The 19,961-nt window shown below is 59.2% G+C and carries 20 protein-coding genes and 1 pseudogene; 16 read left to right on the forward strand and 5 right to left on the reverse strand.

Annotated elements, in window-relative coordinates:
• The 3 genes from AC1XOS_RS07460 to AC1XOS_RS07470 all read left to right on the forward strand — a co-directional run.
• The coding region (locus AC1XOS_RS07460) for a hypothetical protein (protein WP_481961587.1) at window positions 1-277 on the forward strand (277 nt) is incomplete at its 5' end.
• A 14-nt stretch (window positions 278-291) separates the two neighbouring features.
• Entirely contained in the window at window positions 292-1,515 is a 1,224-nt protein-coding gene (locus tag AC1XOS_RS07465; protein WP_481961588.1) for a glycoside hydrolase family 88 protein, read from the forward strand.
• Window positions 1,512-2,297 (forward strand): 3-ketoacyl-ACP reductase, encoded by a 786-nt coding sequence (locus tag AC1XOS_RS07470; RefSeq protein WP_481961589.1) that lies wholly within the window; start codon window positions 1,512-1,514, stop codon window positions 2,295-2,297. Before AC1XOS_RS07465 ends, AC1XOS_RS07470 begins: the two co-directional genes overlap by 4 nt.
• 319 nt (window positions 2,298-2,616) lie before the next feature.
• Here the strand turns inward: AC1XOS_RS07470 and AC1XOS_RS07475 are convergent, their stop codons facing one another.
• From AC1XOS_RS07475 to AC1XOS_RS07485, 3 genes are all read right to left on the reverse strand, one after another.
• Window positions 2,617-3,210, reverse strand: coding sequence for a DUF4291 domain-containing protein (locus AC1XOS_RS07475; RefSeq protein WP_481961590.1), 594 nt, complete (start codon window positions 3,208-3,210; stop codon window positions 2,617-2,619).
• 23 nt (window positions 3,211-3,233) lie between these two features.
• A complete protein-coding gene (locus AC1XOS_RS07480; protein WP_481961591.1) occupies window positions 3,234-4,025 on the reverse strand; it encodes a DUF4058 family protein in 792 nt (263 codons plus the stop codon).
• A gap of 100 nt (window positions 4,026-4,125) precedes the next feature.
• Window positions 4,126-4,776 (reverse strand): hypothetical protein, encoded by a 651-nt coding sequence (locus AC1XOS_RS07485; RefSeq protein ID WP_481961592.1) that lies wholly within the window; start codon window positions 4,774-4,776, stop codon window positions 4,126-4,128.
• A gap of 101 nt (window positions 4,777-4,877) precedes the next feature.
• Here AC1XOS_RS07485 and AC1XOS_RS07490 point away from each other — a divergent pair, with 101 nt between their 5' ends.
• The 5 genes from AC1XOS_RS07490 to AC1XOS_RS07510 are packed head-to-tail and all read left to right on the forward strand — an operon-like array spanning window position 4,878 to window position 8,957.
• On the forward strand, window positions 4,878-5,981 hold the full coding sequence (locus AC1XOS_RS07490) for a multiheme c-type cytochrome (protein WP_481961593.1): 1,104 nt from the start codon (window positions 4,878-4,880) through the stop codon (window positions 5,979-5,981).
• A gap of 9 nt (window positions 5,982-5,990) precedes the next feature.
• Entirely contained in the window at window positions 5,991-7,007 is a 1,017-nt protein-coding gene (gene dusB, locus AC1XOS_RS07495) for a tRNA dihydrouridine synthase DusB (protein WP_481961594.1), read from the forward strand.
• Window positions 7,008-7,934 (forward strand): ankyrin repeat domain-containing protein, encoded by a 927-nt coding sequence (locus AC1XOS_RS07500; RefSeq protein WP_481961595.1) that lies wholly within the window; start codon window positions 7,008-7,010, stop codon window positions 7,932-7,934.
• 21 nt (window positions 7,935-7,955) lie between these two features.
• Window positions 7,956-8,261, forward strand: a complete 306-nt coding sequence (locus AC1XOS_RS07505) for a S26 family signal peptidase (protein WP_481961596.1) — start codon at window positions 7,956-7,958, stop codon at window positions 8,259-8,261.
• Entirely contained in the window at window positions 8,262-8,957 is a 696-nt protein-coding gene (locus AC1XOS_RS07510) for a C1 family peptidase (protein WP_481961597.1), read from the forward strand.
• 9 nt (window positions 8,958-8,966) lie between these two features.
• Here the strand turns inward: AC1XOS_RS07510 and AC1XOS_RS07515 are convergent, their stop codons facing one another.
• The gene (locus AC1XOS_RS07515) at window positions 8,967-9,251 is read right to left on the reverse strand and encodes a hypothetical protein (RefSeq protein ID WP_481961598.1); all 285 of its coding nucleotides are present in this window, start codon (window positions 9,249-9,251) and stop codon (window positions 8,967-8,969) included.
• Between the two features lie 44 nt (window positions 9,252-9,295).
• Here AC1XOS_RS07515 and AC1XOS_RS07520 point away from each other — a divergent pair.
• The 5 genes and pseudogenes from AC1XOS_RS07520 to AC1XOS_RS07540 all read left to right on the forward strand — a co-directional run.
• Window positions 9,296-9,634, forward strand: a pseudogene (locus AC1XOS_RS07520) (FKBP-type peptidyl-prolyl cis-trans isomerase); the annotation flags it as partial.
• A gap of 6 nt (window positions 9,635-9,640) precedes the next feature.
• Entirely contained in the window at window positions 9,641-11,182 is a 1,542-nt protein-coding gene (locus AC1XOS_RS07525) for an FKBP-type peptidyl-prolyl cis-trans isomerase (protein WP_481961599.1), read from the forward strand.
• 200 nt (window positions 11,183-11,382) lie between these two features.
• Window positions 11,383-11,706, forward strand: coding sequence for an FKBP-type peptidyl-prolyl cis-trans isomerase (locus AC1XOS_RS07530; RefSeq protein ID WP_481961606.1), 324 nt, complete (start codon window positions 11,383-11,385; stop codon window positions 11,704-11,706).
• 3 nt (window positions 11,707-11,709) lie between these two features.
• Entirely contained in the window at window positions 11,710-12,261 is a 552-nt protein-coding gene (locus tag AC1XOS_RS07535; RefSeq protein ID WP_481961600.1) for an FKBP-type peptidyl-prolyl cis-trans isomerase, read from the forward strand.
• The gene (locus AC1XOS_RS07540; protein WP_481961601.1) at window positions 12,262-12,585 is read left to right on the forward strand and encodes a hypothetical protein; all 324 of its coding nucleotides are present in this window, start codon (window positions 12,262-12,264) and stop codon (window positions 12,583-12,585) included.
• A 13-nt stretch (window positions 12,586-12,598) separates the two neighbouring features.
• On the opposite strand, the gene AC1XOS_RS07545 is transcribed toward AC1XOS_RS07540, so the two are convergent.
• A complete protein-coding gene (locus tag AC1XOS_RS07545; RefSeq protein WP_481961602.1) occupies window positions 12,599-13,846 on the reverse strand; it encodes an aminopeptidase P N-terminal domain-containing protein in 1,248 nt (415 codons plus the stop codon).
• 137 nt (window positions 13,847-13,983) lie between these two features.
• Here AC1XOS_RS07545 and AC1XOS_RS07550 point away from each other — a divergent pair, with 137 nt between their 5' ends.
• From AC1XOS_RS07550 to AC1XOS_RS07560, 3 genes are all read left to right on the forward strand, one after another.
• Window positions 13,984-15,609 carry an alpha/beta hydrolase-fold protein gene (locus tag AC1XOS_RS07550; protein ID WP_481961603.1) on the forward strand — a complete coding sequence of 542 codons (1,626 nt, stop codon included), beginning with the start codon at window positions 13,984-13,986 and terminating at the stop codon, window positions 15,607-15,609.
• Window positions 15,610-15,762: 153 nt separating this feature from the next.
• Window positions 15,763-18,372, forward strand: coding sequence for a WD40/YVTN/BNR-like repeat-containing protein (locus tag AC1XOS_RS07555; RefSeq protein WP_481961604.1), 2,610 nt, complete (start codon window positions 15,763-15,765; stop codon window positions 18,370-18,372).
• A 5-nt stretch (window positions 18,373-18,377) separates the two neighbouring features.
• A complete protein-coding gene (locus tag AC1XOS_RS07560; RefSeq protein WP_481961605.1) occupies window positions 18,378-19,712 on the forward strand; it encodes a HEAT repeat domain-containing protein in 1,335 nt (444 codons plus the stop codon).
• The last annotated feature ends 249 nt before the right edge of the window (window positions 19,713-19,961 follow it).

The following is a 19,961-nucleotide window of genomic DNA, read 5'->3' on the forward strand; positions in this document are numbered from 1 at the left end:
CTGGTGGCCTCTCTCTGAAAAATCCTGGGGAGCGCTGGCGCTCTGGGCCGTGGTGACCGTCGTGGTGATGCGGATTGACAACGCGCCGCTCCTGGGACGGCTCTTTCTCAGCAGCTTGGGAGCATGGCTCTGCAGGGCATTTCTCTTTGAGCAGCCCCTCAAGCCCCTCTGGCCCAAGAACCTCGTGACGGCGGGCGATGTCGCCAAGGCCATGCGCCGTGCGCTTCAGTCGCAGCTCTTTCACTGGGAGACGCTGGAGCGGGAGTGGGGAACCTAGGTATACTGCGTCTTGTGAACGCAACTCTTGAGAGTGGCTTTGCCTTTGCGCAGGCCCAGGTGAAAGCCCTGATCGCCGCTTATCCCGCTGACTACTACCCGATGTACACTGTCCATGGCAAGTTTGGCCAGGACACGAAGCGCTGGACGCACTGGTGCGACGGCTTCTACCCCGGCATGATGTTTCTCTTCGCGGAGGCCACCGGTGAGAGCTTCTGGCTCGACGAAGCCGTGAAGCGCAGCACGCCCTTAGAGCCGCGCCAGTACGATAGAGCCGTCCACGACCTCGGCTTTCTCTTCTTCTCCACGCACCTGCGCTGGCTGGAGCTCGGCGGCCCTGAGGCACACATCAACGCACTTCTGGATCAAGCCGGCAAGACCATGGCGATGCGCTTTATGCCAAACGGGCAGTACCTGCGCAGCTTTGTCGAGCCCGCGAGCTTGTTCATTGACATCATGATGAATGTCGGGACGATCTTCCGCGCCGGTCTGCGCCTCTCTGACGAGCACTTGCTGGCAGTCGCGCACCGCCACTGCGAGACCACGCGCCGGACGATTGTCCGTGGCGATGGCTCGACCAGCCACGAAGCGATTTTCGATCTGACCACCGGCGAGTGCCTGCGTCAGAGCACCCACCAAGGCTGGCGCGGCGACTCCTGCTGGGCGCGTGGCCTGGCGTGGTCGCTCTACGGCTTCACCCGCAGCTACCAACAGACGGGCCGCGCGATCTATCTGCAGACCGCCATGGCCAACGCCGATTATCTGCTTACCCAGCTCCCCGGCGGCGGCGTCACGACCTGGGACTTCGATGCCCCCAACCAAGATATAGACTCGTCGGGGAGCGCCATCGCCGCCTCGGGCCTGCTCGATCTTGCCGCCGTGTGCCCCGATCCCGTCAAGGGCGCGGCCTACCGCGCCTGGGCCATCCGTAGCCTAGAGCTCTGCTGTGAGCAGTACCTTGGCGACAAGACACCGGGCTTTGAGGGGATTCTTAACGGCTCGATCTACCACATCCACAAGAATATCGGCGTCCACGAAGCCTGCCTCTTCAGCGAGTACTTCTTCGTCGAAGCCCTCTGGAAAGCCATCCGCCCCAGTAGCCCCTTGCCTTTAGGTGAGGGGTTGGGGAGAGGTGTCACCCCGTACCCCGAGGACTCGCTCCCGTCGGAGTTCAAGACCTGGGTGGACGGCCCCACCGAAGAAGACGTCGCCTCCCCGGTGGATGGAGCGACGAAATGAGTACACTGGCTCCCCCTATCTTGGGGGCGGGGGGCGTTGCGCTGGTGACGGGCGCGGGGCGTGGGATTGGACGTGGGATTGCGATTGAGCTGGGCAAGCTCGGGTGGTTTGTGGTGGTGAACTACGCGGGCAATGCCGCTGCCGCCGACGAGTGTGTGGCGCTGGTACGGGAAGCGGGCGGGGATGCGCTAGCCGTGCGCGCCGATGTCTCGGTGGCGGAGGATCGTGACCGGCTGGTAAACGAGACCCTGGCCGTGGCGGATCGGATTGACTTACTGGTGAACAATGCTGGGGTTGCGCCGAGCGTGCGCGCCGATGTGCTGGAGGCGAGTGAGGAGAGCTTCGATAGATTGATCAATATTAACCTCAAAGGCCCGTACTTTCTGACGCAGCGCGTGGCAAAGGAGATGATAGCACGTGGTGGCAATGCGCAAGTCGTGACCGTGTCGAGCATCTCGGCCTACACTGCCTCCGTAAATCGGGGCGACTACTGCATCTCCAAGGCGGGGCTGGGGATGACCACGGCGCTCTGGGCGGCGCGGCTGGCCGAGTACGGGATTCGGGTCTATGAATTGCGGCCAGGCGTGATCGCGACCGACATGACGGCGGGCGTGAAAGAGAAATACGACAGCGCGATTGAGGGCGGCGCGTGGCCGATCCGTCGCTGGGGCCTTCCCGAAGACATCGGGCGAGCCGTCGCCGCAATTGCCCGCGGCGACTTCCCGTTCTCGACCGGCGAGGTCATCAATATAGACGGCGGCTTCCACCTAAGGACGCTGTAGGCAACCACCATGCGACGACGGCGAGAGGCAGCGTTTTGGAACAATGGCGATTGCCTTGTCGTGACTCTCGCCGTTGTCCTGGGTTTGGTAATGGCGTCGGGATTTTTCCTGCCACTCTGTCGGCGATTCCCGCTGAGTTTGCCTCTACTGCTCCTGCTGGCGTATGGGCTGAATTGGCTATGGGTTTGGCTCCTCGACTGCTGGCAGTCCCGTCCGAAGGGAGGATTTCTTCAGCGTACAGGAAGCTTCCTGCACCCATGGGCCTCCTTGGGAATCTATGCGGGAACTCTTCCCGCAGTGTTGTGGGCGATTTTAGTGATTAGTGCCTTGATAAAGGGTTTCCGATAACCATCTTTATGGGGTAGATCCTTTCCATGGGCAGGAGCTTTTTGGCGGCGTCTGCCCGTCCCGTTTGGATAAGCTTGTGGAGCTTGCGCACCAGAGGGGTTTTGTCTTCGATGCTTACGATCCACTCATCGGTGTAGCGCTGAATGATATGCCGGCTGAGGCCAACTTGAATCGAAAAGTAGGGAAGTGCGGCTCCGCGTAGGCTGCGCTCTGGATCCCACTGAATATGGACGGGAGCTGAGGCGAAGGCGATGCGCCAGTCATCGGGGTTGAGCCAGAGCGTGGGCTCGGGGTGCGTCAGAACACCTAGCGCGAGGGCTTCATCCCAGCACGTGCGCTTGATTCTGATGGCGAGGATGTGCTTTTGGCCGGATTTTTGGCCCCAGTTGCTGCGCTCCATCAGCCACAAAAAAGAGGGTTTGATCCAAGTCATGCGGTGAAAAGAGAACGGGGCGACAAAGGTCTGGGCGGCTAGTGCGGCGTCGGCGATGGCTGCGTTGTACGCCTGGTAGACCGTGATGGTCTCTCTGTCGTAGGTGGCGCGGATTTCATAAAGCTCGGGCATAGCAAGGCTCTATCGCGCCGAGCCTAGAGCATTGCTAAATAACCATCGGCCCATTTCTGCTGTAGGGGAGTTAGCATCGGCGTAGGCGGGTGATGGTAGTCCACTAGGCGTGCATACGCTCCCCGGTCATAAACCATATCCAGCACGCTCTGCAAGTCAAGAGGGATGTCTGCGACATCTGGGGTGAGGGGAATGCGGATCGTTGGGAGACGATCTTCCAAGCGAATGGGCCAGTAGTAGGCTTTGTGCCGTCGGTGTGCCTGGCTCAGAGAGACTAAGGAGGAGTCAGGCTTTCCGTTCTGATGTAGCATTTTTTGAGGAACCGCCACAGTGTGCTCGCCGCCGCGCAGAAGATCAATCTCAATAAGGTGAATATCGCTCTTTAGAATTTCTTGCTGTTTTTTGAGGTATTTTTCACGGCCTTCTCCCCGTTTATTGATGGGAGAAAGTAGCTCAATTGTGGCAATTAACTCTCGGTCTCGAACAGCAATAATATTAATGAATCTGTGTGTCACCTCAACAGGTTCTAGGTCTAGCTCTTCGGCAGGAGTGATCGTGATGCGCTCCAAAAGTGCCGTTCCGTGGGTTTGTGGTGACGTAGTGGGTGGTTCAAAAGGGCGTACAATCGCAAAATCGGGGACAATTTCGCGCTCGCTCTCCAAAATATAGCAGCGCTCTTCGGAGACAGCAGCAAAGGGTAACGGGAGATACTCATTCAGAGCATCACAGAGGTAGGCAAGGAGTTTTTGATGGACTCCGTGCCAGTTTTCTGGCGCTTCCAGATAGGGATCCATTCCTGGGAAGGGGCTTGGCATGATCTTCTCTAGGAACTATTTTATCGTCGGGAATCCGGAAAGACAAACGCTCCCCTGAAAGCCAGACGGTTTACGAGTGGCTTTCAGGAGAGCGGGTTATTTACAGCTCGACTTTAGCTTTTCCATTTACGAAGGTGAATCGCAAGACTGTTCCGTTGGGGAGCTGGGTATCGTCGGTGTCGAAGCTCAGGCGGCCACTGGCGGTGTTGGGGCTGGGAGCGGTGGTGATAATATCGCGGGCCGTCGAAAACGTGGTGTTGCTAAACGTGATATTGGCCACTTCTACCGGCGTGGTCGTTCGGTAGGTACTGGTTGTGCCGTCACGGGTGTAGGTGACGGGGCCGGAGAATGTGGCGGATGCTTCTGTTGCACGTGTGTCACTGTCCGAAAGGCGGATTCGGAGGGCAATATTGCTGAGCGAGAAAGAAGCAGGTAAGCTCGTGCCGCTAGGCATCGTCACCTGAATGGCCGTATCCAGGCTCTGGCGCAAGCGCATGGTTCTCAGCTGCGAGACCTGAGGAAGCTCTGTATCACCAAACTCCGCGCTCTTGCTGACATTACCCGAGATGACGGCACGCCCTGAACCCACAGTCGCATCCACCGTCGTACCATTGAGCTTGACCAGATTATCAACCTCAGGGATCACCGAGTTAATCACATTGTTGACGGCCCCACAGCCGCTGAGTGCTAGAAGAGAGAGACCGAAAAGAGAGAGGCCGAAAGCCTGAAGACCGTATTTTTTCATATCCATAAGCTCCATTGTCGGAAAAATAGCATTGTTGATGTATTTTTTATTTTACCTTACTTCCTAAGTTTCTAGCCGAGAAAGTCGTGTATACTTCGGAGAGAGTCATGCGTGTTCCCTTCCACTTTCTCATTGGTGTCTTGAGCTTAGGACTGCTGCTCGTTCTGGCAGCGTGCAACCCGCAGGTTCCGGAGAAGAAGTCTACCCTCACGGGAGGGGGCTGGATGTCAAATAGTGCCCAAAATAACTTCGTGGGCAACACGGCCTGTGCCCCCTGCCACGCCAAGAACTTTGGTAGCCACCAGCGAACCCGTCATATGCAGACCCTCCACGACACGATGCGCTCTGATCTCGGCGAAAACGCGCCGCCCACGGGCATGATTCCGGGGGAGATCAAGCTCGGTTGGCTGGAGGAGGAGCTTGTGATCATCACCTCGGAGAAAGACACCGGTGAGGAGATCAATGTCCCGCTGGACCTGGCCTTTGGCTCGGGAAAGACTGGGATTACCTACATTGCGCTGGAACCAAGTGGCTGCCTGGAGATGCGCCAGAGCTACTTTCCCCATAACAAGCAAAAGTGGGTGGTGACGCCAGGTCAAGAAAATCTGGCAGCGACGACTGTCGGGCAGGTGCATGATCTGGCCAGTACCCAGCGCTGCATTGGCTGCCACTCGGTGACTAAGCCTGCAGGACAGCTCAAGCCCGACCGGTCGTTCTATGGTGTTGGGTGTGAGTCGTGCCATGGGGCAGGGGCTCGCCACGTGGCCGCACGGGAGGCAAAAACCCCGTTTACGCGCGAGGAGATCGTGGTGCTCCGGGAGGCAGGGGGCGAGAAGATCAACCAGGTCTGTGGGAGCTGCCATCGGACGGCGGAAGACGTGTCTCGGATGGGTGCGAGCGCGAAGAAGTCAACGGGGCGTTTTCAGCCGTACGGGCTGTCGCTGAGCCGCTGTTTTAAAGAGAGTAAAGACAAGCTAAGCTGCACGACTTGTCATAACCCGCATGAAGATGCCTCGACGGATCAAAAGCAATACGAAAAGACCTGTCTCTCGTGCCACTCCGCTCCTCAGAAAACCTGCCCTGTCAATCCCAAAGAAAAGTGTGTCTCTTGTCACATGCCCACTCGTCCACTCTCGCCAAATCCAAACTTCCCTATAAAGATGGCAGATCACTTCATTCGAGTTTTTAAAGGTGGCAAGCCTACGCGATAGAATACTATCGTGCGAATTGCAAATATTGATATCTCTCCCAACGTCGTTCTGGCTCCTATGGCCGGGATTACATCGCATCCCTTTCGGGTGATCTGCAAGCAGCTCGGCGGCTGTGGTCTCGTGGTGACAGAGCTGATTAGCTCGATGGCGATCCACTACAAGAACGAAAAAACCCTTGGTATGTTCGACTGGAGTGCCGACGAGTACCCGAGCTTCTGCCAGCTCTTTGGTGCCGACCCGCAAGTCATGGCTGAGGCCGCGCGGATTGTCTGCGATGCGGGTGCGGACGGTGTGGACATCAACATGGGCTGCTGGGTGCCCAAAGTGGCCAAGACCGGCGCGGGGGCAGCACTGCTCAAAGATATCTGCCAAGCGGAGGCCGTGGTGAAGGCCGTGGTGGACGCCGTCCCCGACAAGCCCGTCACGGTGAAAGTTCGCGCAGGCTTTACGCAGCCGCATATTACGGCGATTAAGTTCGCCAAATCAGCGGCGCAGCTCGGGGCGAAGTCCATTGCCGTGCACGCCCGTTTTGCCAGCCAAGGCTTCTCGGGAACCGCCGACTGGAGCATTATCGCCCGCGTGAAAGACGAAGTGGGGGATCTGATTCCCGTGGTAGGAAACGGGGATATTGAGACGCCGGAAGATGCGGCGCGGATGGTGCGCGAGACGGGCTGTGACGGCGTGATGGTCGGACGGGCGGCGCTGGGCAACCCCTGGCTCCTCAAGCAAATCGCCGACTATCTGGCCACGGGCACCTACGGCCCCGGCCCCAGTATCGAAGAGCGCTTTGCCATCGCCCGCCAGCACGCCCGGCTTCAGTGCCACCAGCAGGGCGAGAATATCGGCGTCCGCGAGCTGCGTGGCCTGCTGCCGCACTACTTCAAAGGCATCCCCGGCGCGACACGTCTGCGTGGCGCGATCACCCAGAGCGAGACCCGCACGCTCGCCCAAGTCGAAGCCGCACTTGATCAGGCTTGGGAGTGGCACGGAACCCTCGGCGATAAAGAAAGCGAGATCGGCGACTAGATGAAACGTCGTTGGGTCAAGCCACTTGCCTGGACTTTTTGTGGGATCGTGCTGGTGGTTACCGCTGGCTGGTGGCGCTTTGTCGGTGGGCCGAAGCTTCTCTACAACACTATTGGGCAGCAAAAGGCGCTAGTAGTGGGTGAAGAAACGGTGATGGTCGGTCAGGAAGCGGTGATGGTTCGGAAAGAACCCGGCGAGAATGCGGCTAAGGTTCAGCTCCTCCTGCGTCTTGGTGTGAGTCCGAACCAGCTTGATGCTTACGATGAGCAAACTCCGCTTCACAAAGCGGTTACTTTGCAGGACTTGGCTACCTGTCGCGTTCTTCTGGATGCCGGGGTGTCACCTAATATTCGAAATTGGTTCGGAAGCACTCCCCTCCACTTGGTCATGCACCACCAAGGAGAAGAGATTCTGGAGCTGCTTCTTGCGCGGGGGGCAGATCCCAATCTCAAAAATAATCAGGGTGGAACACCCCTGCACGATCCGTTTGAGGAGGTCGAGGAGTACCAGGGCTGGGAAGATAAGTCTCTGGCACCCAAGTATGCGCTTCTGATCAAGGCAGGGGGACGGCTAGATCTCCGAGACAAAGACGGGCGCACGCCGCTCTATCTGGCAACAGAGTGCGGGCTCCCTGAAGTCTATGAGCTGATGGTAGCCTCTGGAGCCGACCCCAAGGAGAAGACTCCGGACGGTGCGACGCTTTTGCACGCAGCGGCAAGTGGACGCTGGGTCTTCGAGGACAAGGGCAAGGTCACGCTCCTGCAGAAATTGGGGCCGCTTCTGGGGACGATCAACACGCCCGACAACGAGGGCTACACACCGCTAGACTATGCCGTCCCCGGACGGAAGTACAAAGATGGTATGGGCGTCCAAGACAATACTCTTGCGGCGCTAAAGCAACTAGGAGCAAAACCGGGAAAACCGTGAGGCACAAAGGATAGTGGACAGATGAGCTGGGCAAAATTCGCCATTGAAGGCTTGCAGCGCGGCGAGACGGTGCAGATTCGGCCAAGAGGGCACTCCATGAAAGGCCGCGTCAACGATGGTGATTTGGTCACTGTGGCTGCCGTTGCACTCTCGGAACTCTCCGTCGGCGATGTCGTGCTGGTGCGCTGTGGTGGCAAGGACTACCTGCACCTCATCAAGGCCATAGATGGTGAGCGGTTCCAGATCGGCAACAACCGGGGCGGGATCAATGGCTGGGTGGGTAAGCACGGCATCTACGGAAAAGCCATCAAGATCGGGGAAGATTAGATGAAGTTCGATGTGGATCTGCGGCCTGATGTCGCGAAACTCAAGATGGCGGTGCGCTCGCAGGGGAGCCGGGGGACGTGCAGTGTGTTTGCGATGACGTTCTGCATTGAGTTCATGCTCCGCAAGAAGCGCAAGCTCGCCGAGCCGCTCTCGGTGGAGTTTCTGAACTGGGCCAAGAACACGGCGACGGGGCAGAAAAAAGACGGCGACTTCTTTGACCGGATCGCGGCGGGCTACGAGCGCTACGGTATGGCAAGCGAGAGTGCGCTTCCCTACGCGGCCCACTACAACCCTGCGCTTGTGCCCGATGCGTTGGTGCTCGACAAAGCCAAGCAGACGCCGCGCCTCAAGGGGCACTTTGTTAAGTCCTGGAGCACCAAAGAAATCATCACCGAGAGGCAAGTCGGGGAGATCAAGGCGCTGCTTCGGCGCGGGACTCCGGTCGCGATTGGCCTGCGCTGGCCCAAGGGCGGTAAAGGCAAGGACATAAATATCGAGGGGCTTTCCGTGATGGACTATATCCCCGCGTCAGACGTTTTTGATGGTCACTCCCTCGCCCTCGTGGGCTACTCTGAGGAAGGCAAGCTCTGGGTTTTCGCCAACTGGGCCGGGCCGAACTGGAGCGACAGGGGCTTTGGTTACATGAGCGACGCCTACCTGCGCCCCTACATCAACGATGCTTTTGTCTACGAGTAGGTTTTTTCACTAACCGCGTACCAGCGTGCGGCTTGCGGAAAGCTCCGTGCCATCGGGGAGCTTGAGGCGCAGCTCTAAGAGGGCCTCGCCAGTGATCTCTTCAATCGCCTCACCGGTTATCGGATCGGAGATGGCGATCAAGAGCGGCGTGACATCGGGGGCCGTGGACTCAAGCAGTCCGGCGAGCCAGTGGACAATCACGGGCGCTGTGTAGGTCTGGCTCTCGTAGGTCGCGGTGGAGAGGAGATCTTGAGCGGTGTCTAGCAGGTAGGAAAGAAGCTTTTCAGAGTTCATCAGACCTTGGGTATACCCTATCTGGTAAACTGTTAGGCATGTCAACTGTTACGACGGCCTCTGGGCTACAATATGAAGATGTGGTTGTGGGTACGGGAGAGTCTCCTGTAGTAGGGCGTGCGGTCTCGGTGCACTACACTGGAACCCTGCTCGATGGCAGCAAGTTTGATTCCTCGCGGGATCGCAATCAGCCGTTTGTCTTTACCATCGGGGTAGGCATGGTGATCAAGGGCTGGGACGAAGGCGTGGCGTCTATGAAAGTGGGCGGGCGACGAACCCTGACAATCCCTAGCAACTTGGCCTACGGCGCGGCGGGTGCGGGCGGGGTCATTCCTCCGAATGCGACTCTGATTTTCGATGTCGAACTGCTCGCGGTAAAATAGGCTCACATGCGACGACCCGTTTTTCTGGCTGCTCTAATGCTCGCCACCCCTCTCTTTGTTCTGGCTGGCTGTGGAGGAGGGGATAGCTCCACCACCACAGTGGCCACCACGGCACTCAAGCTGGATATTGCGTGGGCGGCACGGAGCCGTGGTGTCAATGCCCCCAGCTCCGCGCTCTCCGCCGTTGTCTCGGTCAAGCAGGGGAGCTTCCCCGCGATTGACCGAACCGCGGATGCCGCAGGCTACACACAGAGCTATGTCTCACCCCAGAAAGTGGCTCCGGGGCCGAACTTGCTCACGGTGACGTTCTATGCGGGCAAGGGGGGGACGGGTGCGGTGGTGGGAACCGCCAGTAAAGCGATCAACCTCGCCGATGATGGAACCGGGGCAGGGGAAGTGCTTCTGGTAGGAAAAGTCCAGAAAGTGGCGATCACCAGCCCTGCGCGGCTCACGGTGGGCCAGAGTGCGGATCTGGTGCTCTCCGCGACCGATGGAAATGGGGCCGCGGTTGCCGTCTCAGCGGGCTCGGCGACCTTCACACTGCTCAGTGGCAGTGAGGCGGCGACCCTGACACCCGATGGCAAGCTCACGGCAAAAGCGGCGGGAGTCGCTCGGGTAAGCGCTGCGCTCGATGGCAAAACCAGCGATCCCTTTGAGATCGAAGTGCGTGCGCCCGGAACCGCGACAGGCGTCATTGCGGCGGGCCAGAGCGTCAAGGTCGGAGAGAACAAGCCGCTGGAGTTCAGCTTCACCGATGCCGATGGCAGCCCCATCAGCTACGACCCCGCGCAGCTCACCTTTGAGGTGACCAGTGGTGCGGATACGGGTAGCGTGACGAACGCAGGGCGCGTGACGGGGGCTAAGCTGGGCGTGCTCAAGGTGAAGGCAAAGATCCCCGGTCTGGAGAGCGCTGTCGCCAGTGTTCGGGTGATTCCCACCGGCAATGTCACTGTCACTATTCCCGAGCTGCAAAATCTTGCGGTGGCGGAAACGAAAACCGTCGCCATTACCGTAAAAGATACCAACGGTGTGGATGTTCCCGTGGGGACAGAAGGCGCAAGCTTCTCGGTCACCCGTGGCGGCGATGCGCTGACGATAACTCCGGCAGGAAGCGCGACCGGCGTGGCGACGGGCTATGCCGTCGTTCAGGTGACGGTTGCGGGAACGAGTGTTTCTCAGGCGGTCTTTGTTGGCAGCATTGTCACCAATTCGAGTGGACTCAAGTACATTGATAAGCTCGTAGGGATAGGCGTCTCCCCGAACTCGGGGCAGACCGCGATCGTGAACTACACAGGCTCACTACTCAACGGGAGCATTTTTGACTCCTCGCTGAATCCGGGACGAACCCCGTTTAGCTTCAAAGTGGGAGCGAATCCCAAGCAAGTCATTGAGGGCTTCGATGAGGGCGTGGCTTCGATGAAAGTGGGAGGAAAGCGGCTTCTCATCATTCCCTCAAACCTCGGGTACGGAGCGACTGGCTCTGGAGCGAACATTCCCCCGAATAGTACGCTGATTTTTGACCTTGAACTTTTGGAAGTAAACGGATAACAACTATGAATAACAATCCTATTGTCAAACCCATTGTCATTGCTCTGGGAATCCTCGTCGCACTTTTTGTCGTGGGAAAATTCTTAGCCCCGAAGGATGCCCCGCCGCCTGCTGACCCTGCAAGCGCCTCTAGCCCGGCTCCGGCTGCGGCGAGCACACCTGATGGGCCTCAGGCAAAGCTTGGTTCAAAGGCAGTCACTATGGCCAATGGGCTCAAGTACGAGGATCTCCAAGTCGGAACCGGTAAAGAGGCAAAGAACGGAACCAGTATCGAGGTGCACTACACCGGCTGGCTCACCGATGGTACCAAGTTCGACTCGTCCAAAGATAGCGGGAAGCCTTTCCCTCTCTCCCTTCCTGGTGGGGTCATTGCAGGCTGGAACGAGGGGATTCCTGGCATGAAAGTGGGTGGAAAGCGCAAGCTGGTAATCCCTCCTGCACTCGGCTATGGTGATCAAGGTCAGGGCACGATTCCCCCTGGTGCGACACTTGTCTTTGAGGTTGAGCTCCTGAAGGTCAACTAGTCCATGCCCACAGGTGCAGTGAGCCCAAAGTCCGCAGGCAGTCCCCGTAGAGCGAAGCCACGTCGTGGCCGAGGGGGCTGCTGTGGCTGCCTGGTGGTGCTGATCTTGCTGCTGAGTGGTGCACTCTGGCTGGCCCGGAAGTGGGCTCCCAATCACCTGAACCGAGGGCTGGCTTGGAGCCGTACTCAGGTGGTGACCAAGTACCCCGCGCTGGATCGCTGGCTTCCACAAGCTCCGGGGGCGCATCCCCCCACGGTTTTTGAGCCCCCTGTACCTGCCTCGCCTGCCCCACTTCCGTCGCCTGCCCCACTTGCGTCGCCTGAGCCACTCTCCGGCACGGCGACCGATATTCTTGTTGGAGCGGGGGCTGAGGTAACACTGGGACAGACTGTGGTGGTTCGGTACGGCGCAACAAAGCCTGCGAACCCGGCGGAGATGTTCATGGTAGGCTCCGGTGAGCTAGATCCCACGCTAGAAGCTGCCGTGAAGGGCATGAAAGTGGGTGGCAAGCGCAAGCTCGGTGAGATTGAGATCGAGCTGATAAAGATTCTGTAAGTGGCGATCTTTGTACTTACCATTGCAAGGGGCCAGCGCGACGAGCTAGGTGTCTACCTACAGCCCGGCCTTGCGATGGAGGAGCTGGACTTTCGCCCCGAGCTGAAGCGCCTCAAGCCCGGTGAGATCTTGGAGCTTCGGTACCCTAATGGAACCATTATGAGCGCCCAGCTCTTGGCCTTTGGGATTCCCGCTCTCAGGCTTTCCGACGGCTCGGCCTTGGTCAGCCCGACAGACTCCGTGCACCTGACGATTTCTTACCCCTTCGACCCCGAAGGTCTCCCCGCAGGCACCGAACTCTGGTGGCTACAGGGAGCTGTGTGAGTCCTTTCGTGCGCTAGCGGGGGATCTCGGCGGTCAGGTTAATCGGCTCGCTATCACTCACTAAAATATCGTCCTCGATCCGGAAGCCGCCGGGCACGAGCCACTTGTCGAGCGTGGGCCAGTCTACTTGGGCGGCGAATCTCTCGCGGTTGACAGGGTCGTTGAGGAGCGTGGGAATAAAGTAGATTCCGGGCTCAACCGTGACGAGAAAACCGGGCTCTAGTGCTAGATCGCAGCGGGGGGTGACACCACAGCAGCGGCGCTTTTCACCTCGTCCTGGCCCTACGCCGCTAGCATCTCGAACCCCCAGCCCGACGAGATGCCCCACACCATGCGGGAAGAAGAGGGCAATTGCCTCGGTTTCCAGCGCTTCCTCGGGGGTAGCGCGAAGAATCCCTAGCTCTCTCAAGCCCGCCGCGATTCCACGAGCAGCCATACGGTGGATCTCATGCCACTCAACACCGGGGCGACAGGCATCACAGCAGGCGCGCTCGACACGATCAAGGAGGGCATAGATCTCCGCTTGCTGGCTGGTAAAACCGCCCGGGCCGGGGAGCGTGCGGGTGACATCGGCGCAGTAGCCTTCGACCTCAGCTCCCGCATCAATCAAGACCTGCTCACCGAGCTTTAGGGCACGGCTACCCGGCTCCGCATGAAAAATCGCCGACGTGGGGCCGAAGCCGACAATGGTATCGTAGGCGACTCCCGTAGCCCCGTTTCGGGCAAAGGCAGTCTCGATCTCGATCTGAAGCTCGCGCTCCGTGAGTCCGTCTCGCAGAATATCGCGTGCGGCAGCGAATCCGGCAGCGGTGGCTGTGACTGCTTTGTACATCAAGAGAAGCTCCGCTTCATCTTTGGGGCGGCGTGCCTCTAGCAGGCGCTGCTCTAGGAGGCTCGTGGTCTGATCATGGCCCGCTCCTAGGTGGGTGATGGTCTTGTCCTGGCGCTTCTCCAGCCATGCGGGGAGCTCACTCAGAGCACGACCACGGTTGAGCGGTAAAAGCCCCTCCCAGACCGTGTCCATGGGAGTGATCGTGGGGAAAAACTCCGTCCAGCCCTCACTTGGGTCAAAGGCGAGCACCGCATCGCGCACCGAGAGGCCTGTCAGCCAGCGAAAATGGGGATGTGCTCGGTAGGGGTAGCACTGGTCTTGCATTCCGGGCCGCCCGAGCTGGCCCCCTGCGTGAATCAGCACTAACTCATCGTGAATACCCCAGGTGGCGGCAGTGCGCACGCGGCGCGTCTCAAAAATAGGTTCCATGTCAGAGCTGATTCTATCGAAGATATGCTCATGATTCCACCTGGGAAGCGGACGGGAGTCATTCTCGAAGAAGTTCGATAGAGTTGTTGGAGGGAATCCTGTGAGGGACGGCGAAGTTTCTCCTAGGAGATTTCCCTATGCGTTTTACGTTTATCGCTCTGGCCGCGCTCTGTGTGGGGCCTGTCTATGCTCAAAATGTCTATCCTCTGACACCGGACTCAGAGAAACAGGCCGGAGTGCCGCAGGGGCGCACGGAGAGCAGTAAGTTTGTCAGTAAGAAGTGGTTTCCTGGCACAGAGCGCAGCATGCGGCTCTATATCCCGGCGCAGTACGACCCCAAGAAGCCTGCCTGCGTCTTAGTCATGCAAGATGGCGGTGGCTTTCGTGACACCACGGTGCTAGATAATCTCATCGCCAAGGGAGAGATCCCGGTGACGATTGGGATTTTTATCACGCCAGGAGTTGTCCCACCTACCAAAGAAGATGCGCTGCCCCGCTACAACCGCAGCTACGAGTACGACTCCCCGACGGATCGCTACGCAAAATTTCTGATGGACGAGGTTCTCCCCGAAGTCGGCAAAAAATACAATCTCTCTAAAGATCCCAATGATCACGCGATTGCAGGCGGCTCGTCGGGGGGAATCGCCGCGTTCACGGCGGCGTTCTTTCGCCCCGATGCCTTCCGGCGTGTGATTAGCTTTATCGGCTCCTACACGGATCTGCGCGGCGCAACCAACTACGGCGCTCTGGTGCGCAAGTTCGAGCCCAAGCCGATTCGCGTCTTCCAGCAAGACGGCAAGAACGACCAGGATATCTACTCAGGGAGCTGGCCGATTGGCAACATGGATCTGGCGGCGGGCCTGAAGTTCGGGCGCTACGAAGCCATGATGACCTGGGGCGAAGGGGCTCACGACGGTGTCCAGTCCACCGCCCTGTTCCCCGATGCCCTGCGCTATATCTGGAAAGGCTGGCCCGCCCCCATCGCCGTTGCCACCGACACCCCACAGCCCATCACCAAGATCGTCACCGCCGCCGACCCGTGGCAGCTGTCGGGAGACATCACGCCAATCACGTCGCTGGCGAGCGATGCTACCAAGCTCTGGCGGCTCAGTGGTCCCATCTCGGGCGCTGCGACCGGCCCCGATGGGCGCTTGTTTACCGCTCTGGAGCGCAGTGGGCGTGTCGTGTTTGCATCCGCCGATGGCAAGGCTGAGGTGAAGATTCCCACGCCGCGCCAGATCGTGGTGGGCAAGAACGGGAATGCGTATGTGACCAGCGCGAATGGCAGCATCTGGCTGATCCCGGCAGACAGCAAGCTCAAGCCCAAGATTGTCGGTAGCGTGCCGGATGCGTCAGGCGTTACACTGGTGCCAGATCAGACGCTTCTGATGGTCTCCAGCGCGACCGAGCGCTATATCCACGCTTTCCAGATACAGCCCGACGGCAGTTTGGCGCACCAGCAACCGTACCATGAGGTCTACGTGAACTACGGCGAGACGAAATCCAACGCAGGCGGAATGGTGACGGACAAGAACGGCTGGCTCTATGTCGCCTCGCCGTTTGGGATTCAGGTGTTGGATCAAGCCGGGCGGGTGAATGGGATCATTGTCAATCCGTCGCTAGAGCCCACGACGCAGCTTGCCTGGTTGGGAAGCACACTCTACGCACTGACCAAAGACGGGAAAGTCTACGCCCGCAAGACCAAAGCTATCGGCGTTCAGCCTTTTGCTGATCCCATAAGGCCACCTGCGCCTCGGCTCTGAGATCCCTCCTCCCCCTGCCCCTCCTCCCAACCCTGCGGAGGCAGGTCAGAGAGAGGGGTGTCCGAAAAAACTTTGGCTCCCCTCCTTTCCCCTTCCTCCCAGGATTGGGAGGAGGGGCAGGGGGAGGAGGGTAGCAGGTATAATGCTCGCATCATGAACCCTGCTATTTTTGCCGTCTCGTTTTTTGCTACCTTAAACTCCCTAAACTCCCCCGTCCGGGTACCCCGCGTAGCGAGGGTGGTGGGGCTGGCGGGGAATGATCCTCTTGGTGGCCTTGCGCTTCGTAGTATTGGCCCGACCCTCACCACGGGGCGCATCGCCGATGTGGCCATTGACCCGACCAACCGGAGCATCTGGTATGTCGCGGCGGCCTCGGGCGGGCTCTGGAAGACGGAGAACCGGGGGCTGACCTTTACGCCGATCTTCGATAGCTATGGCTCGTACTCCCTAGCGACGGTGGTCATTGATCCGAAGAACCCCAGCGTTCTGTGGCTGGGGACGGGCGAGAACTCGTCGCAGCGGAGCGTCGGCTTTGGTGACGGGGTCTATAAATCCACCGATGCGGGCAAGACTTGGCAGCGCATGGGCCTGGAGAAGTCCGAGCACATTGGTAAGATCCTCATTGACCCACGCAAGCCCGACACGGTCTATGTTGCCGCGCAAGGGCCGCTCTGGTCGCCGGGAGGAGAGCGTGGGCTCTACAAGACCACCGATGGCGGCAAGACCTGGGCGGCGATTCTCACGGTCTCGGAGAACACGGGTATCTCGGACATTGTCTTCGACCCCAAGAAGCCCGACACGATCTATGCGGCGTCCTACCAGCGGCGACGGCACACGGGCGTGCTGGTTGCCGGTGGCCCCGAGGGCATGATCTACCGCACCGACAACGGTGGCAAGAGCTGGAAGAAGCTGGATAAGGGGCTCCCCACGGTGGACAAAGGGCGGATTGCGGTTGCCGTCTCGCCCCAGAAGCCTGAGGTGGTCTATGCTTTAGTAACTGCCTCGGGGAAAGAGGGCGGCTTCTTTCGGTCCAAAAACAAAGGCGAGCAGTGGGAGAAGATGAGCGCGTGGGGGCCGAGCGATGCGCAGTACTACGGCGAGATCTTTCCCGATCCCTTTACGTTCGATAAGATCTGGGCCGTGGATACGCTCTTTACGATGAGTGCAGACGGTGGCAAGACGTTTACGGGCCAGCGCTGGAATACCCACGTGGACTACCACGACATTGAGTTCGATCCCACCGACCCGAAGCACCTGATTCTCGGCTGTGACGGCGGGCTCTATGAGAGCTACGATGGCGGCGCGAGCTGGCGGCACTTTAACAACCTGCCTCTCTCGCAGTTCTATCGGCTGGAGGCAGATAACCGAAAGCCGTTCTACTTTGTCTACGGCGGGATGCAGGACAATGGCACGATTGGTGCGCCCGTGCGCTCACTGGCACCGCAGGGCGTGCGGATGAGCGAGTGGGAGACTGTCGGTGGCGGGGATGGCTTCCAAGCCCGCGCCGACTACACGAATCCGGACACGCTCTACACCAGTAGCCAGAACGGGAGCTTCCAAAGGTTGGATAAAAAAACAGGCGTCGGTGTCAGTGCCTCGCCACGCCTGCCGCTGACGGAGCGAGGGCGCTGGAACTGGGACACGCCATTTCTGATCAGTCCTCACAACCCCAATACTCTTTGGATGGCGGGCAACAAGGTGTTTCGGAGCGACGATAAAGGCGCGAGCTGGAAGCCTCTGACGGGCGATATCTCGCGCAATATTGATCGCAACACGCTTCCGGTAATGGGGAAAGTCTGGGACGAGAATGCTGTTAATCGGCATCGAAGCACCACGGACTTTGGAGTTGCTAATGCTCTCGATGAGTCGGTGAACGTGAAGGGACTTGTCTACTTAGGGACGGACGATGGCCTGATCCAGGTCAGCGAAGACGATGGCAAGACCTGGCGCAAAGAGGAGGACTTCCCCGGTGTGCCCAAGATGGCAACGGTCTCCGATATTGCGGCCTCGAAGCACGACACGAGCACGGTCTACGCCTCGTTCCACGACTTCCAGCACGGCGACTTCAAGCCGTATGTACTGAAGAGCGTGGATCGCGGCAAGACCTGGACGAGCATTGCAGGGGATCTTCCCGCCCGGAACTTTGTCTGGACCATCGCCGAGGACCCGAAGAATCCTAAGCTACTCTTTGTGGGTACAGAGTTCGGTCTCTTCGTGACCTTCGATGGCGGCACACACTGGCTGCCTCTCAAAAACGGCCTTCCGACCATCGAGGTGCGCGATATTGCCATCCAGCCCGACTGGAGCGATCTTGTGGTCGGGACGTTCGGACGCGGCGGCTATATCCTGGATGACATCACCGCCCTTCGTGCCCTCGCCCAGCTCGAAACGGGTATGCCGAGTGCCGCGACGCTTCTCCCCTCACGCAAGGCTACGCTCTATCCTGAGCTGGGCTATATCCGGGCGGCGCAGGGAAATATCAACTTCCCGAACCCCTGGCCGACCTACTTCACCTACTGGCTCCCGACCGAGGTAAAGGGCAAGCTCACGGTCACCGTCCGCGACGACAAAGACAACGTCGTGCGCGAGCTTGAAGCCCCGATGACCGCAGGCATCCAGCGCCTCGGGTGGGACCTGCGCCAGCCCGGCCAGACCCGCTTTGCCCCGGGTAGGACTCTCACCCCCGGAACCTACACCGTCCAGCTCGTCTTGGATGAAAAAGTCCTCTCCACCCAAAAACTGGAGGTCGCCGCCGCACCATAAATCTCATGAAAGACGATCCCCTTCCCAAACTCTTAGCCCAGCTCCACGAGAAGACTCAGAGTTACGAGCGGTATCAAGTACGCGAGGCAATTGTGGTCTTGGTAGGGCAGCGTGCCGTCGAGCCGCTGATCGGTCTTCTTGACGACAAGGCAGAGAGTATCTCCTGGGAAGCTTGCAAAATACTGGGGCTACTTTGGGATCGTCGTGCGGTGGCACCCATTGCGGCGCGCTTGAATCAGTTTGGCTGGGAAGGCCCACAAGCGCTGGGAAGATTAGGAGGAGCGCGTGCTTCCGAAACGCTCCTCCAGAGCCTGGAAGCACATAAAGACCTTCGGATCGCCACGATTCGTGCGCTTGGTGTGCTACGAGAAAAACGCGCCATCCCCGCGCTGATCAAGCTCCTGCCCATCGGTCATGGCCATCTGTTCGCCTCGGAGGGAATCGGGGATCTTGATCTTGGTGACAACGCGGCAGCCAGCTTGGCCCAGATCGGGAAACCTGCACGCGAGGCGCTGCTAGAGCCGCTACAGCACCCCGATCCCTTTGTCCGGGAGCGGGCCGCAACCGCGCTCGTCGGGGCGAAAAATCCCCGCGCCACGCCACAGCTTCTCAAGCAGCTTGACGACGACATCCTCCCCGCGCTGGCGGCGGCACGCGCTCTTGCCGCTCTCAAAGAGAAAGCCGCTGTTACGCCGCTCCTGCGCTGGCTAGAGCGCCCCAGCAAGAGCCGCTTTTCGGTTACTGCTGTTGAGTGCCTCGGAGAGATCGGCGACCCCCACACCTTCAGCGCCTTGCGTGCGGTAGCCGAGGGAGCAGAGAGAGAGCTGGCGGCAAGCGCCACAGGTGCCCTCGGAGGAATCCGCACCGACGAGTGCTTTCGCTACTTAACCCAGTGCCCTGTGGACCGTGCATTCGCTTCCTACCGCGCTCTGGGATACCAGCGCGACCCCCGTGCCTTTGAATTTCTTATTGAGCACTTAAAGAACTCAGGCAACACGGAAGCAATGGTTCTTTCCGATACCCTACTTCAGCTAGGGGACACACGTGCGATTTCCCATCTCATGAAGCGAGCACAGCAGCCAGGAGACAATATTGCATATGAGATCTTCCCTGCGGTCGCTGGGCTCAGTAGTGCAGGGATAAAAATTGTCGCCGAGTTTCTACACTCTACAAACCACGAGTCTCGTTGGAGTGCCCTGCTTGCACTGGGAGAGTCCCAGAAAAAAGAGGCGATTCCTTATCTCCGTCCTTTGCTAAAGCACCCTGACGCAGATGTCCGCCAAGAAGCGATCACTGCTATGGCCAGTATTTTCTATGCCCACCGAATGACCGGCCCCTAATGGCCGCCGATTGGAAATCGGCGTCTGCAATGGCGTTCCGCCGCAAAGCCCGTGCCGGGCTACCGATTTCCCCAGCCTGGAACAGGCTTTGCGGCGAAGGAACGACGCCACTGTCGACGCCTAATTCTATTGGGCGGCTACTTAAGGTACTTCTCGAACCACTCGGCCATGACGACCAGCTCGCTCTCGATTCCAACCCAGCCGTGGTTCTTGCCGGGCTTGACGTCTAAGCGGCAGGGGATGTTCTTC

This window comes from Armatimonas sp. (genome assembly GCF_964826245.1).

Bases quoted from the DNA above. Each gene is read 5' to 3' on its own strand.
- AC1XOS_RS07475 (WP_481961590.1), bottom strand. From the start codon at position 3,210: ATGCCCGAGCTTTATGAAATCCGCGCCACCTACGACAGAGAGACCATC.
- AC1XOS_RS07535 (WP_481961600.1), top strand. From the start codon at position 11,710: ATGCCCACAGGTGCAGTGAGCCCAAAGTCCGCAGGCAGTCCCCGTAGA.
- AC1XOS_RS07490 (WP_481961593.1), top strand. From the start codon at position 4,878: ATGCGTGTTCCCTTCCACTTTCTCATTGGTGTCTTGAGCTTAGGACTG.
- AC1XOS_RS07560 (WP_481961605.1), top strand. From the start codon at position 18,378: ATGAAAGACGATCCCCTTCCCAAACTCTTAGCCCAGCTCCACGAGAAG.
- AC1XOS_RS07470 (WP_481961589.1), top strand. From the start codon at position 1,512: ATGAGTACACTGGCTCCCCCTATCTTGGGGGCGGGGGGCGTTGCGCTG.
- AC1XOS_RS07545 (WP_481961602.1), bottom strand. From the start codon at position 13,846: ATGGAACCTATTTTTGAGACGCGCCGCGTGCGCACTGCCGCCACCTGG.
- AC1XOS_RS07530 (WP_481961606.1), top strand. From the start codon at position 11,383: ATGGCCAATGGGCTCAAGTACGAGGATCTCCAAGTCGGAACCGGTAAA.
- AC1XOS_RS07500 (WP_481961595.1), top strand. From the start codon at position 7,008: ATGAAACGTCGTTGGGTCAAGCCACTTGCCTGGACTTTTTGTGGGATC.
- AC1XOS_RS07515 (WP_481961598.1), bottom strand. From the start codon at position 9,251: ATGAACTCTGAAAAGCTTCTTTCCTACCTGCTAGACACCGCTCAAGAT.
- AC1XOS_RS07480 (WP_481961591.1), bottom strand. From the start codon at position 4,025: ATGCCAAGCCCCTTCCCAGGAATGGATCCCTATCTGGAAGCGCCAGAA.
- AC1XOS_RS07550 (WP_481961603.1), top strand. From the start codon at position 13,984: ATGCGTTTTACGTTTATCGCTCTGGCCGCGCTCTGTGTGGGGCCTGTC.
- AC1XOS_RS07485 (WP_481961592.1), bottom strand. From the start codon at position 4,776: ATGGATATGAAAAAATACGGTCTTCAGGCTTTCGGCCTCTCTCTTTTC.
- AC1XOS_RS07525 (WP_481961599.1), top strand. From the start codon at position 9,641: ATGCGACGACCCGTTTTTCTGGCTGCTCTAATGCTCGCCACCCCTCTC.
- AC1XOS_RS07555 (WP_481961604.1), top strand. From the start codon at position 15,763: ATGAACCCTGCTATTTTTGCCGTCTCGTTTTTTGCTACCTTAAACTCC.
- AC1XOS_RS07505 (WP_481961596.1), top strand. From the start codon at position 7,956: ATGAGCTGGGCAAAATTCGCCATTGAAGGCTTGCAGCGCGGCGAGACG.
- AC1XOS_RS07510 (WP_481961597.1), top strand. From the start codon at position 8,262: ATGAAGTTCGATGTGGATCTGCGGCCTGATGTCGCGAAACTCAAGATG.